The sequence below is a fragment of the Streptomyces sp. NPDC001514 genome (genome assembly GCF_053597075.1).
The window spans coordinates 26744-39730 of record NZ_JBSFHO010000030.1 but is presented as its reverse complement, the minus strand read 5'-3'; the positions used below and the strand labels follow the sequence as shown (position 1 = coordinate 39730).

General features: G+C 69.9%; 13 protein-coding genes. 9 read left to right on the top strand and 4 right to left on the bottom strand.

What is annotated here, in order from left to right; translation table 11 throughout:
• The first annotated feature begins 35 nt into the window (after positions 1-35).
• Positions 36-530: an N-acetyltransferase family protein gene (locus tag ACWCXB_RS26955; protein WP_450726282.1), complete on the top strand. Its 495-nt coding sequence runs from the start codon at positions 36-38 to the stop codon at positions 528-530.
• A 164-nt stretch (positions 531-694) separates the two neighbouring features.
• Here ACWCXB_RS26955 and ACWCXB_RS26950 read toward each other — a convergent pair whose 3' ends face one another.
• Positions 695-898 carry a cold-shock protein gene (locus tag ACWCXB_RS26950; protein ID WP_017948713.1) on the bottom strand — a complete coding sequence of 68 codons (204 nt, stop codon included), beginning with the start codon at positions 896-898 and terminating at the stop codon, positions 695-697.
• A gap of 280 nt (positions 899-1178) precedes the next feature.
• Between ACWCXB_RS26950 and ACWCXB_RS26945 the strand changes: the two genes are divergently transcribed.
• Positions 1179-2084 carry a menaquinone biosynthetic enzyme MqnA/MqnD family protein gene (locus tag ACWCXB_RS26945; protein ID WP_450726280.1) on the top strand — a complete coding sequence of 302 codons (906 nt, stop codon included), beginning with the start codon at positions 1179-1181 and terminating at the stop codon, positions 2082-2084.
• A gap of 118 nt (positions 2085-2202) precedes the next feature.
• Here the strand turns inward: ACWCXB_RS26945 and ACWCXB_RS26940 are convergent, their stop codons facing one another.
• Entirely contained in the window at positions 2203-3267 is a 1065-nt protein-coding gene (locus ACWCXB_RS26940; protein ID WP_450726279.1) for an alpha/beta hydrolase, read from the bottom strand.
• A gap of 198 nt (positions 3268-3465) precedes the next feature.
• On the opposite strand from ACWCXB_RS26940, the gene ACWCXB_RS26935 reads away from it, so the two are divergent.
• The 5 genes from ACWCXB_RS26935 to ACWCXB_RS26915 all read left to right on the top strand — a co-directional run bounded on the left by ACWCXB_RS26935 (position 3466) and on the right by ACWCXB_RS26915 (position 8833).
• Positions 3466-5127 (top strand): serine/threonine-protein kinase, encoded by a 1662-nt coding sequence (locus ACWCXB_RS26935; protein WP_450726277.1) that lies wholly within the window; start codon positions 3466-3468, stop codon positions 5125-5127.
• Between the two features lie 145 nt (positions 5128-5272).
• A complete protein-coding gene (gene mqnC, locus ACWCXB_RS26930; protein ID WP_450726276.1) occupies positions 5273-6472 on the top strand; it encodes a cyclic dehypoxanthinyl futalosine synthase in 1200 nt (399 codons plus the stop codon).
• A gap of 19 nt (positions 6473-6491) precedes the next feature.
• A complete protein-coding gene (locus ACWCXB_RS26925) occupies positions 6492-7139 on the top strand; it encodes a hypothetical protein (RefSeq protein ID WP_450726274.1) in 648 nt (215 codons plus the stop codon).
• A gap of 65 nt (positions 7140-7204) precedes the next feature.
• Positions 7205-7900 (top strand): demethylmenaquinone methyltransferase, encoded by a 696-nt coding sequence (locus ACWCXB_RS26920; protein ID WP_450726272.1) that lies wholly within the window; start codon positions 7205-7207, stop codon positions 7898-7900.
• Between the two features lie 21 nt (positions 7901-7921).
• Positions 7922-8833, top strand: a complete 912-nt coding sequence (locus ACWCXB_RS26915) for a glutaminase (protein ID WP_450726271.1) — start codon at positions 7922-7924, stop codon at positions 8831-8833.
• 65 nt (positions 8834-8898) lie between these two features.
• On the opposite strand, the gene ACWCXB_RS26910 is transcribed toward ACWCXB_RS26915, so the two are convergent.
• On the bottom strand, positions 8899-9414 hold the full coding sequence (locus ACWCXB_RS26910; RefSeq protein WP_450726269.1) for a GNAT family N-acetyltransferase: 516 nt from the start codon (positions 9412-9414) through the stop codon (positions 8899-8901).
• Positions 9415-9510: 96 nt separating this feature from the next.
• Here ACWCXB_RS26910 and ACWCXB_RS26905 point away from each other — a divergent pair, with 96 nt between their 5' ends.
• Positions 9511-10797: a geranylgeranyl reductase family protein gene (locus ACWCXB_RS26905; protein ID WP_450726267.1), complete on the top strand. Its 1287-nt coding sequence runs from the start codon at positions 9511-9513 to the stop codon at positions 10795-10797.
• A 197-nt stretch (positions 10798-10994) separates the two neighbouring features.
• Here the strand turns inward: ACWCXB_RS26905 and ACWCXB_RS26900 are convergent, their stop codons facing one another.
• The gene (locus ACWCXB_RS26900) at positions 10995-11786 is read right to left on the bottom strand and encodes a C40 family peptidase (protein WP_450726265.1); all 792 of its coding nucleotides are present in this window, start codon (positions 11784-11786) and stop codon (positions 10995-10997) included.
• 826 nt (positions 11787-12612) lie between these two features.
• On the opposite strand from ACWCXB_RS26900, the gene ACWCXB_RS26895 reads away from it, so the two are divergent.
• Positions 12613-12972, top strand: a complete 360-nt coding sequence (locus ACWCXB_RS26895) for an NADH-quinone oxidoreductase subunit A (protein WP_351226729.1) — start codon at positions 12613-12615, stop codon at positions 12970-12972.
• The last annotated feature ends 15 nt before the right edge of the window (positions 12973-12987 follow it).

The window sequence follows — 12987 nt, the reverse complement described above, 5'->3', positions numbered from 1 at the left end:
AGCGTACGAGAAGGGGCTTCTGAGAGACTCGAAGAGTGCTGATCAGAGATGCGAGGGTCGACGACTGGGACCGTATCTGGCCGTTCTGGCACCGGATCGTGTCCGCCGGGGAGACGTACGCCTGGGATCCCGACACGCCCGAGCCGGCAGCCCGCGCGCTGTGGATGCCGCCGGCCCTGGGGGCCGCCAACCGCGTGTTCGTGGTGGAGGACGCGGACGGCACGGTCGTCGCGTCGGCGTACGTACGGCCCAACTACGGAGGCCCGGCCGCGCACATCGCCAACGCCGGGTTCATGGTCGATCCGGAGCAGGCGGGGCGGGGGACCGGGCGGCGGCTGGCCGAGCACGTGCTGGAGCAGGCGCGGCAGGACGGCTACACCGGGATGATCTTCAATGCGGTCGTGGAGACCAATCCGGCGATCAAGTTGTGGGAGTCCCTGGGCTTCCGGACTCTCGGAACCGTGCCGGGAGCCTTCCGGCACCCCGTGCACGGCCCGGTCGGGCTGAACATCATGTTTCGGGAGCTGTAGAAACCCCCTGCCCTCTGCGGGGCTGCCGGTGCGGTGGCCGGCGCGGCGATCTGGCCGGCCCGGTGTGGTCCCGCAAAGGGCAGGAGCCCTGTCTCCGTACAGACGTACGGAGACAGGGCTCCTTGGGTACTGCTAAGTCGTGCGCGATCGCCGACCCGGGCAACTTAGGCCGGGGTGACGTTCTCCGCCTGCGGGCCCTTCGGGCCCTGGGTGACGTCGAAGTTCACGACCTGGTTCTCCTCGAGGGAGCGGAAGCCGGTCGCGTTGATCGCGGAGTAGTGGACGAAGACATCCGGGCCGCCGCCGTCCTGGGCGATGAAGCCGAAGCCCTTTTCAGCGTTGAACCACTTGACGGTTCCGGTAGCCATAAGCCCTCCTTGGGCCAAAGGGTTGCCCTGCTCCAGAACCTGCAAACAAGTCTGAAAACTACAAAAGCCTGCGGGTCACATGCTCCGCAGGCTCTGTACTGCAAGGGAAACCAAACTGCAACTTGCGTCGAGCGTAGCACGCAGGGAGTTGGTGGCGATAGAGGGAAAGATCACGTCACCCGGATGTTTGATGCCGGCTTGACATGCTGACGATCGTCCGGGCCTTGTGGCGCGCCGACCCGGCCATTCGTACCGCCGCCCGGAGGTCTAGCCTCTCGCTGTGGACAGTCATGCAGAACCCGCGGAACCCGCGGAACCCGCGGAGTACGCCGCCGGCGACGACGACCGTCGCCGCCGGCCGCGCGTCGGTCACATCCAGTTCCTGAACTGCCTGCCCCTCTACTGGGGCCTGGCCCGCACCGGGACGCTGCTCGACCTCGAGCTCACGAAGGACACCCCGGAGAAGCTCTCCGAGCAACTGGTGCGCGGCGACCTCGACATCGGCCCCATCACCCTCGTCGAATACCTCCGCAACGCCGACGGCCTCGTCGCCTTCCCCGATCTGGCGGTCGGCTGCGACGGGCCCGTCATGTCGTGCGTGATCGTGTCGCAGCTGCCGCTGGAGCAGCTGGACGGCGCTCGTGTCGCCCTGGGCTCCACCTCGCGCACCTCGGTGCGGCTCGCGCAGCTGCTGCTGGCCGACCAGTACGGCGTGACGCCGGACTACTTCACCTGCCCGCCCGACCTGGGCGTGATGATGCAGGAGGCCGAGGCGGCCGTACTGATCGGGGACGCGGCGCTGCGGGCGTCGCTGCACGACGCGCCGCGCCTCGGGCTGCGGGTCCATGACCTGGGGCAGATGTGGAAGGACTGGACCGGGCTGCCGTTCGTCTTCGCGGTGTGGGCGGCGCGCAAGGACTACCTCGAGCGTGAGCCCCGTGTCGTACGAAAGGTCCACGAGGCGTTTCTGGCCTCGCGCGATCTGTCCCTGGAGGAGGTCAAGAAGGTCGCCGAGCAGGCGTCGCGCTGGGAGACCTTCGACGCGGAGCTGCTGGAGCGGTACTTCACGACGCTCGACTTCCGCTTCGGGCCGGAGCAGCTCGCGGGCGTACGGGAGTTCGCGCGCAGGACCGGGCCGACGACCGGCTTTCCGGCGGACGTACGGGTCGAGCTGCTCGACGTCTGATGCGCCCCTGACCGGCCCTGATCGCCTGTGACCGGCCCGGCCGGCCTGACCGGCCCGGCCGGCCTGATCGGTCCGGCCGGACCGGGGCCGACCGGCCGGACCGCCCGGTGCCCGCAGGTCAGGGCGTGGGGATGGGCGCCTGCATGTGCTCGCTGATCCACTGGATCGACCCGTCCCCCATGCCCTGCACATAGGTCTTGGCATTGTGCTCGCCGTCCTGGATGACCTGCAGCCGCGTCTTGACCGGCCCCCTGGTGTAGTTCCGGATGAAGGACTTCAGATTCCTCATCCCGGACTCCTTCGAACCGATCTGGAATGCCAGATAAACGTCGTTGTCCTTGGTGTCCGGCTTCACGCCGAGGGCCTTGGCGAGCTTCTCCGGGTTGTTCGCCTGCCGCTCTGCGGCGTGTCCCGCCCACAGCGGGGAGTCGGGCACGGTGTCCGGGCCGGAGGCGATGACCGCCTTGAACTTGTCGGGGTGCTGCAGCACGGACTTCAGCCCCACGAAGCCGCCGGAGGACGATCCCATGAAGGCCCAGCCGTCACGTGAGGTGAACGTACGAAAATTGGCCTTGACGAAATCGGGGACGTCCTCGGTCATCCAGGTGCCCATTTTCGGCTGCCCCGGTATATCACTGCCGTCGTAGTAATACTTGTCGTCCGGGTTGAGCACGGGCATCACGACGATGAACGGAAGGCTCTTTCCTTCCTGCGACCACCGGCTGATGCTGCTCTGCAGCTTCAGATCGGTGCCCATCCAGTAATTGTTCGGATATCCGTTGCCGCCGGGGAGCGCGATGAGCACGGGGAATCCGCTGTTCGCGTACGCGGGGTCGAAGTACTGCTTCGGGGCCCAGACCCAGACCTTGCCCGTGAAGCCGGACTTCTCGCCGTGCAGCGTCGTGACGCCGATCCTGGTGCCGTCGTCGATGGTGTTCTGGGTGGTGAACTCGGCCTTCGGGCCGGTCGGCATCAGGGTCTTGGCGGCGGCCTCGGAGGCCGCCCGGGAAGCGGCCTTGCCGTTCCCGGCCCCGCTCTTGCCGGAAGGTGCGGCCGTGGTGGCGGACGGGCCGTCGAAGGAGACCGGTTCCCCCTCGTTCGAGCAGCCCGCGACGAGCGCGACAGAGCCGAGGGCGACGGCGGCCATGAGGACCTTGGGCAGACGCGGGCGGCGGCGATACATAGCGGACTCCGTATGTTGCGGCTTCATATTGCGGCTTCGCGGTGTTTGCGGTGATTCCGTGTGTGGTGCGCGGTTTACGACCAGAGAGATGGGCGTCCGCGGCGATCGGTTGGTCCTGGGGCGGGCCCAATCCTCGTGATCCGGCCCACGCCGCGTTCTAGGCTGTCCCGGACGGACGTCGCGGAATCGGGGGAGTTCATGCAGCCGCTGGAAGCGGGCGAGCCGCAGACCATCGGTGCGTACCGGCTGCTCGGCAGGCTCGGGGCCGGCGGCATGGGCCGGGTGTACCTGGCCCGCTCCGAGGGCGGTCGTACCGTCGCGGTCAAGATCGTCCATCCGCACTTCGCCCTCGACGAGCAGTTCAGGGAGCGGTTCCGGCGCGAGGTGGCGGCGGCGCGGCGGGTGGGCGGTGCCTGGACGGCTCCGGTGCTCGACGCGGACCCGGACGCACCGGTTCCGTGGGTGGCGACCGGCTATGTGGCCGGGCCCTCGCTGGGGCAGGCCGTCACGGAGCACGGTCCGCTGCCGGAGCACACGGTACGGACGCTGGGCGCGGGGCTCGCGGAGGCGCTGGCCGCCGTCCATGCACTGGACCTGGTCCACCGGGACGTCAAGCCGTCGAACGTCCTGCTCACGCTCGACGGCCCCCGCCTCATCGACTTCGGTATCGCCCGCGCGACGGACGGCACCGCCTCGCTCACGACGACCGGTGTCTCCGTCGGCTCACCCGGCTACATGTCGCCCGAGCAGATCCTCGGCAGGGGCGCGGTGACGGGCGCGGCCGACGTCTTCTCGCTGGGCGCGGTCCTCGCGTACGCGGCGACCGGGGCGACGCCCTTCCCCGGCGACTCGTCTGCCGCGCTGCTCTACAAGGTCGTCCACGAGGAGCCGGAGCTGGGCGCGCTGACGGGGGAGCTGCGGGAGCTCGTCGCCGCCTGCCTGGCCAAGGACCCGTCCGCGCGGCCGGCCCCCGAGGACGCCGCCCGCCGGCTCGCGCCGGACGGCGCGGGCGCGCTCGTGGCGGGAGGCTGGCTGCCCGGCCCCCTCGTGGAGCAGGTCAGCCGGGCCGCGGTACGACTCCTGGACCTGGAGCCCGCCCGGCCGGACCCGGCAGCGTCGGGGCCCGTGCCGTTCACCAGCCAGGCGCTGGGGGAGTTCGGCCCGCCGATCGAGCCCCCGTCGCTGTCCCCGTCTCCGCTGCCGTCGCCGCCCATGCCGTCGACCCCGCCGCCGGTGACCGACGCGGTTCCGCCGCAGCGCACGCCCGACGGCCGTTTCTCCGTCTCGGTGACCACCAGCACGGAACGCGACCGCCCTGGCGGCGCCCGCAAGGTGAGCTGCACGGTCGCCCTCGCCGTGGCGGGCGCGCTGGCCGCGGTGACGGTCGGCGCGGGTGTCCTGTTCGACCTCTTCCCCGGCGGCGGCAACGAGCCGAACGACATGGCGGCCGAGCCGCCCACGTCGTCCGCCTCGAGCCGGCCGGCGGACGGCGGGACGCGCGGCGCGGCGCAGGACGTGCCGAAGGCGTTCGTCGGGACGTGGGAGGGAGACATCACCGCATCCGGTCTCCCCGCCGGGACGATGAAGGTCACCATCGAGGCCGGCCGCACCGGCGAGCAGATCGGCAAGGCCGAACAGACCGACATCCTCGGCAACTTCATCTGCGAGGACCTGCTCACCGCCACCCGCGCCGACGCGCAGACGCTCGTGGTCGACGCGAAGCGCGGGCCGCGCAGCCAGGGCATGTGCACGGAGAGCACGACGGGCCTGCGCCTCGAACTGCGCGGCGGCGCCCTGCGGTACGTCTCGGCCGACGCCCGCGCCGGAAAGCCGACCGGCGATCTGGCGCAGCAGCGCTGAGGGCAGGCACCACTGGGCGGAAGGGTGCTGAGGCCAGGTCATGTCCCGGGGGCATGGCCCCGGCGGAGGGTGTGACGGAAGCCGGCCGAACGCGCTGGCGTAGGCTGTTTCGGACCGTCCAGACCCCGCCGAAAGGTGACTCCCGGTGACCGAGAAGGCCGACCTTCAGTCCGTCCTGGACCGTGCCGCCGAGGGCGGGCGGATCACCGCCGAAGAGGCGCTCGACCTCTACCGCTCCGCGCCGCTGCACGCGCTGGGCGTCGCGGCGGATGCCGTGCGCCGCCGCCGCTACGCCGGTACGGAGCACATCGCGACGTACATCATCGAGCGCAACATCAACTACACCAACGTGTGCGTCACGGCCTGCAAGTTCTGCGCCTTCTACGCCGCGCCCAAGGACACCGCCAAGGGCTGGACCCGCGACCTCGACGACATCCTGCGCCGCTGCGCCGAGACCGTCGAGCTGGGCGGCACCCAGATCATGTTCCAGGGCGGCCACCACCCGGACTACGGCGTCGAGTACTACGAAGAGCACTTCGCCGCCATCAAGAAGGACTTCCCGCAGCTGGTCATCCACTCCCTCGGCGCGTCCGAGGTCGAGCACATGGCCCGTATCTCCGGCGTCTCCGTCGAGGAGGCGATCTCCCGCATCCACGCCGCCGGTCTCGACTCCTTCGCGGGCGCCGGCGCGGAGCTGCTGCCCGAGCGGCCGCGCAAGGCGATCGCGCCGCTGAAGGAGTCCGGCGAGCGCTGGCTGGAGATCATGGAGACCGCGCACCGGCTGGGTGTGGAGTCCACGTCCACGATGCTGATGGGCACGGGCGAGACCAACGCCGAGCGCATCGAGCACATGCGGATGATCCGCGACGTTCAGGACCGGACCGGTGGCTTCCGGGCCTTCATCCCGTACACGTACCAGCCGGAGAACAACCACCTCAAGGGCCGTACGCAGGCCACGATCTTCGAGTACCTGCGGATGATCGCGATCGCCCGGCTCTTCTTCGACAACGTCGCCCACATCCAGGGCTCGTGGCTGACCACGGGCAAGGAGATCGGCCAGCTGTCGCTGCACTACGGCGCGGACGACCTCGGCTCGATCATGCTGGAGGAGAACGTCGTCTCCTCGGCCGGCGCCAAGCACCGCTCCAACCGCCAGGAGATCATCGACCTGATCCGCAAGGCGGGCCGCGTCCCGGCGCAGCGGACGACGACGTACGAGCACATCGTCGTCCACGACGACCCGGCGAACGACCCGGTCGACGAGCGCGTGGCGTCGCACATCTCCTCGACGGCGATCGAGGGCGGCACGGCGCATCCGGAGCTGAAGCTGCTGAACGCCAACTGAGCGCGGCTGCGGGGCTGTTGTGCTGACCATCCATGTCGCGGACGCGCTGTTCGGCGTCGCCGGCCGGGGGACCGGTGACGCGGTGGCGGTGGACGGCGGACTGATCGTCGCGGTCGGCGCGTACGACGAGATCGCCGGCGCCCGGCCGCAGGCGCGGGTGCGCCGCTGGCCCGGGCTGCTGACCCCGGGGCTGCTGAATGCGGACGCCGCTTCCCTGCTGGAGGCCGCCTACCACCCGGACCCGCGCGAGGCGGACACCCTCGGTACCGAACCGCTCACCGGCGACGCCCTCGCCGCCCTGGAACTGGACGACGCGCGCTGGGGCAACAGCGCGCGCAGAGGGCTCCAGCGCATGCTGCGTCACGGCACGACGGCGGTCGCGGGTCCCTTCACCCGGCCCGCGGTACGCGCCGCCGTCGAGCGCTCGGGCCTGCGGGTGCGCGGCCCGCGCCAAGGCCGGGAGGCCGGGACCCCCTCGCTCGACCCGTTCGCGGTGCGCCCGCTCAGCGCGGTGCTCGACGGGGAGCTGCGGGCCGGAAGCCCGGCCGACTTCGCCGTTTTCGACGTTCCGGTCGACGAACTCCCGGCGCAGGCACTGCGCAGGCACGGCGCGGCGAGCTGCGTCGCGACCGTGCTCGCGGGGCGCCTGGTGTACCGCCGCCGCTGAGTCCCCCCGCGCGTCCCGCGTGCCCTGCCCGATGCGTGGTGGGGGTAGGGCGGCACAATGGGGGCGTGACCCGAGCCTCTCTGGACAAGCAGCCGCACGAAGTCGCCTCCATGTTCGATGGTGTGGCGGCGAACTACGACCTCACCAATGACGTGCTCTCGCTCGGCCAGGACCGGCGCTGGCGCAAGGCGGTCGCCAAGGCGGTCGACGCGCGCCCCGCCCAGAAGATCCTCGACCTCGCCGCCGGCACCGGCACGTCCTCGCTGCCGTTCACCCGCACCGGCGCGTACGTCGTGCCCTGCGACTTCTCGCTCGGCATGCTCCGCGAGGGCAAGAAGCGGCACCCATGGCTGCCGCTGACCGCGGGCGACGCGACGAAGCTGCCGTTCCAGGACGACGTCTTCGACGCCGTCACGATCTCCTTCGGCCTGCGCAATGTGCACGACACGGACCAGGCGCTGCGCGAGCTGTACCGGGTGACCAAGCCGGGCGGGCGCGTCGTGATCTGCGAGTTTTCGCACCCGACCTGGGCGCCGTTCCGGACCGTGTACGAGGAGTATCTGATGCGGGCGCTGCCGCCCGTGGCCCGCGCGGTGTCGTCCAACCCGGACGCGTACGTCTACCTCGCCGAGTCGATCCAGTCGTGGCCCGAGCAGGCCGAACTCGCCGGGCTGCTGCAGAAGGCCGGCTGGTCGAAGGTGGCGTGGCGGAACCTGAGCGGCGGAATCGTGGCGCTGCACCGCGGCACCAAGCCCCAGTAGGACCCGGGCCGGCGAACGCCCATGGACTACCAGGCACTGCTGGAGCAGATCGAGGCGGACGTTGCCCCGCTGGTCGGCAGCGGGACCCCCGCCGAGTACATCCCGGCCCTTGCCTCCGTCGACCCGGACCGCTTCGGCATGGCCCTCGCCGATCTCGACGGCAAGGTGTACGGAACGGGCGACTGGGAACACCCCTTCTCCGCCCAGTCCGTCACCAAGGTCTTCGCCCTCGCGCTCGCGCTCTCCCTCGGCGGCCACGACCTGTGGGAGCGGGTGGGCCGCGAGCCGTCCGGCAATCCGTTCAACTCGCTCGTCCAGCTGGAGTACGAGAACGGCATTCCGCGCAATCCGTTCATCAATGCGGGCGCGCTCGTCGTCACCGACCGGCTGCTGACCCTCACCGGCGACGCGAGCAGCGAACTCCTGGAGTTCCTGCGGGCGGAGAGCGGAAACCCGGACGTCGCCTTCGACCCGGAGGTCGCCGCGTCGGAGGGGGAGCACGGCGACCGCAACGCGGCCCTGGCCCACTTCATGGCCTCGTACGGGAACATCGCCAACCCCGTCCCGACGCTCCTCGAGGACTACTTCTGGCAGTGCTCGATCGAGATGAGCTGCGCCGACCTGGCCCTGGCGGCCCGCTTCCTGGCCAGGCACGGGCTGCGGGCGGACGGGACGCGGTTGCTGACCCGTAGCGAGGCGAAGCAGGTCAACGCCGTGATGCTCACCTGCGGGACGTACGACGCGGCAGGCGAGTTCGCCTACCGGGTCGGGCTGCCGGGCAAGAGCGGCGTGGGCGGCGGGATCGTCGCCGTCGTCCCGGGCCGCTGCACGCTCTGCGTATGGAGCCCAGGACTCGACCGCCACGGCAACTCGGTGGCGGGCATGGCGGCGCTGGACCGCTTCACGACTTTGACGGGCCTGTCGGTGTTCTAGGGGGTGTCCGGCGGCCGGACGGCCGGACGGCCGCCGGTGCCGGTGCTGGTGCTGGTGCTGGTGCCTCAGAGGTCGAGGCCGAAGCAGTATCCCGTGAGCTGCGAGACCGGGGTCGTGAACGTCTCGGCCAGCTCCATGCCGAGCCGTCGTGTCACCGCGATCGACCGCTCGTTGCGCGCGTCCACCATCGCGACGACGCGCGTGACCCCCGCCGCCCTGACCCGCTCCAGCGTGGCCCGGGCGGCGGCGGTCGCGTACCCCTGCCCCCAGGCACTGCGGGCCAGCCGCCAGCCGATCTCGATCTCGCCCGCCGGGCCCCACGCGTGCGGCCACGGCTGCGCGCCGGTGAAGCCGATGACCTCGCCCTCGGCGTCCAGCATCGTCCACAGGCAGAAGCCCCGCTCCGCGTCGTGTCTGCGCTGCCGGGCCGTCAGCTCCTCGTACACGGACAGCTCCGCGGGCGCGCCCCCGTGGAACTCCATGACCTCCGGGTCCGCGAAGATCCGGTGCCAGGCCAGGGCGTCCTCGTCGGTGGGCACGCGCAACTGCACGACCGGCGCGGCGGGAAGCGTTTCGCTCATGGGACAGCCCTTCGTTCATGGATCAGTGCGCCCCCATAGACTGCACAGGTCCAGTGCTTTTAAGCACGCGAAATCGAGTCTTCGGGAGTCCACGCCGTGACCGAGCCTCTCTCCGAGCACACCGCAGATGTGATCGTCGTCGGCGCGGGCCCGGCCGGTTCCACGACCGCGTACTACCTGGCCAAGGCCGGCCTCGACGTACTCCTCCTGGAGAAGACCGCGTTCCCGCGCGAGAAGGTCTGCGGCGACGGCCTCACCCCGCGCGCCACCAAGCAGCTCGTCGCCATGGGCATCGACATCTCCGAAGAGGCGGGCTGGCTGCGCAACAAGGGCCTGCGCATCATCGGCGGCGGCGTACGGCTCCAGCTCGACTGGCCGGAACTCGCCAGCTACCCGGACTACGGACTCGTGCGCAAGCGCGACGACTTCGACGAGCAGCTGGCCCGGCAGGCGCAGAAGGCGGGTGCGCGGCTGTACGAGCGCTGCAATGTGCAGGCGCCCGTCATCGACGACCGAACGGGCCGGATCACCGGCGTCACCGCCAAGCTCGGCGAGGAGAAGACCCCGGTCACCTTCTCCGCCCCGCTCGTCGTCGCCGCCGACGGCAACTCCACCCGGCTGTCCCTCGCGATGGGGCTGCACCGCCGCGAGGACCGCCCGATGGGCGTCGCGGTCCGTACGTACTTCACCAGCCCGCGGCACGACGACGACTACCTGGAGTCGTGGCTGGAGCTGTGGGACCGCCGCGGCCCCGGCGAGGACCGGCTGCTGCCGGGCTACGGCTGGATCTTCGGCATGGGCGACGGCACGTCCAACGTCGGGCTCGGTGTGCTCAACACCTCCGCCTCCTTCAAGGAGCTGGACTGGCGCGAGGTCCTCAAGGCCTGGTGCGCCTCGATGCCCGAGGACTGGGGTTACGTCCCGGAGAACATGACGGGCCCGATCCGCGGCGCCGCCCTGCCGATGGCCTTCAACCGCCAGCCCCACTACACGCGCGGCCTGCTGCTCGTCGGCGACGCGGGCGGGCTGGTCAACCCGTTCAACGGTGAGGGCATCGCGTACGCCATGGAGTCCGGCCAGATCGCCGCCGACGTCATCGTGCAGGCCCATGCCCGCTCGACCCCGGCGCAGCGCGAACTCGCCCTGCGGAACTACCCGAAGATCCTCAAGGACACCTACGGCGGCTACTACACGCTCGGCCGTGCCTTCGTGAAGCTCATCGGCAACCCGAAGGTCATGAAGATCGCGACGCAGCGCGGGCTGACGCACCCGGTGCTGATGAAGTTCGCGCTCAAGATGCTCGCGAACCTCACCGACCCGACGGGTGGCGACGCGATGGACCGCATCATCAACGGGCTGAGCAAGGTGGCCCCCAAGGCCTGAGCCACGGCGCCTGAGTGCCTGCGTCTGAGCCCCTGCGCCTGAACCACGGCGGCGAGAGAGGTGCCGGGTGCGGCGGCTCGGTCCGCCGAACACCTTGGATTTAGGGTGATTTCGGGCTTACGGGCACGGAAGGGACACGCGAAGGCCACCGCCCCCGGACGGGGAGGCGGTGGCCTTCGTACGTGCGTGGTCTGTGCTCAGAGCACCCGGACCGCACCGCTCGCCGGGTAGCCCGACAGGTCCTGGATGACGACGCCCTTGCTCGGGTTGGCGGCGTCGAGGTACTGGCCGTCGCCGATGTAGACGCCGACGTGGTACGCGGAGCCGGCGCCGCCCCAGTAGAGGATGTCGCCGACCTGGATGTTGTCCAGGGAGACCTGGGTGCCGGCGACCGACTGGTCCTGCGAGACGCGGGGGAGGTCCACGCCGACCTGACGGTAGGCGGCCTGGACGAGGCTGGAGCAGTCCCAGGCGTTGGGGCCGGTGGCTCCCATGACGTACGCGTCGCCGAGCTGTGCCTTGAGGAAGGAGATGACGGTCCCGACGGAGCCGGACGGGGTCGACGTGCTCCGGGAGGAGAGGGTGGTGCGCTCGGAGGAACGGGAGGCGCGCTCCTGGGCCTCGCGGGCGGCCTCCTCGGCCTTCTTCTCGGCCTCGGCCTTGCGGACGGCCTCGTCCTTGGCCTTCTTCGCGGCCTTGGCCGCCTTCGTCGCGGCCGCGTTCTCCTGCGTCTGCAGCTGCGCGTCCAGGGCGGCCTGCTGGCTCGCCTCGGCGGACAGGGCGACGGCGGTCGCGAGCGCGGGGGAGTCGAGCGTGAGCGCGGGCATCTCGATGGTCTCGGTCACCGGCTCGGCGTTCGCCGGCCCGGCGCTACCGGCCACCGCGATGGTGCTGAGGACGCCACCGGCAACTCCGGCCCGGAGCGCGAGCGTCGAGGCGCTGCGGGGGCGGGGCTTCCGGTGGCTTCGTATGTGAGCGGTGTGGGACATGAGTACAACCGCTATCAAGGACCACCGGTTCCCTTCAAGAAACGTGTGTTGCGCCACAGTTACGTTCGGAATCTCATAATCCGCTTTCCTGGGACCCTTATTGACGCCGTAACGGGCAAAACGGGCATCGGTGATCAGGGCTGTGATCATGGCCTTTCAGGAAAAGGTCCGGATTGCCCGTCGCTTACCACCCCTTCACACCGATGGCCAAGCCCTGAATTCCGGGGCATGCGCGAGAGTGGTGCAGGTCACAGAATGGTCACCGCTGGACGCGCTCCGGAATTGCCCGCTCCGGAGATGGCCAGGGCTCGTGGCGAGGTGGGGTCGGGCTCGCGACGTGTGTGACCCGGGTCGCCATGAGGGGTGACTCGAATCGCAGGGAGGGGTGACCCCGGGTCGCGAGGAGGGGTGGCCCGGGCTCGTGAACGGATGCACGCGTCCACCTTCGTCCCCGAGGCCCCTCGGCCGGGTGACGAGCTCCCTCTATCACCCCGCCCGGCGCCTTGCGAATTTGCGTGTAGATAGCAGTCCTGATATTGGCGCCACGGCTCTGACCAGCGGTAATGCGTCAGAGAGTCACTTCTTGTAGCCACTCGAGCGCTTCGCGTGCAAGATCACTGCTCATCCGACTTCATGATCCTTCGTCAGGTGGTGGAGATCACAAAGACGTTGTCACACCCCGTGTCGCAGATCACAGACCGGCAGGCATAGGATGCGGAGCAGTCGGGCTTGTGAACTGCCTCACATATGCACGATCTTCGCGAGGCGGCGAGACGGATGCCCGGTGCGGTCCAACGGTCAAGGACGACTGGAAGGAGCGAGGAGCGTGAATGCCTACGCGCCCATTCTCGTGCTCGGCGCCCTAGGGGCAGGCTTTGCGATCTTCTCCGTGGTCATGGCCACGCTTATCGGCCCGAAGCGCTACAACCGGGCAAAGCTCGAGGCGTACGAATGCGGCATCGAGCCGACGCCGCATCCGGCCGGAGGCGGCCGCTTCCCCATCAAGTACTACCTGACGGCGATGCTCTTCATCATTTTCGATATCGAGATCGTCTTCCTCTATCCCTGGGCCGTCACCTTCGACGCCCTGGGGATCTTCGGGCTCGTGGAGATGCTGCTCTTCGTGCTCACCGTCTTCGTCGCCTACGCGTACGTATGGCGGCGCGGCGGCCTGGAATGGGACTGAGGGGCTGAGGAGCAC

Bases quoted from the DNA above. Each gene is read 5' to 3' on its own strand.
- ACWCXB_RS26950 (WP_017948713.1), bottom strand. From the start codon at position 898: ATGGCTACCGGAACCGTCAAGTGGTTCAACGCTGAAAAGGGCTTCGGC.
- ACWCXB_RS26940 (WP_450726279.1), bottom strand. From the start codon at position 3,267: ATGTATCGCCGCCGCCCGCGTCTGCCCAAGGTCCTCATGGCCGCCGTC.
- ACWCXB_RS26935 (WP_450726277.1), top strand. From the start codon at position 3,466: ATGCAGCCGCTGGAAGCGGGCGAGCCGCAGACCATCGGTGCGTACCGG.
- ACWCXB_RS26915 (WP_450726271.1), top strand. From the start codon at position 7,922: ATGGACTACCAGGCACTGCTGGAGCAGATCGAGGCGGACGTTGCCCCG.
- ACWCXB_RS26910 (WP_450726269.1), bottom strand. From the start codon at position 9,414: ATGAGCGAAACGCTTCCCGCCGCGCCGGTCGTGCAGTTGCGCGTGCCC.
- ACWCXB_RS26900 (WP_450726265.1), bottom strand. From the start codon at position 11,786: ATGTCCCACACCGCTCACATACGAAGCCACCGGAAGCCCCGCCCCCGC.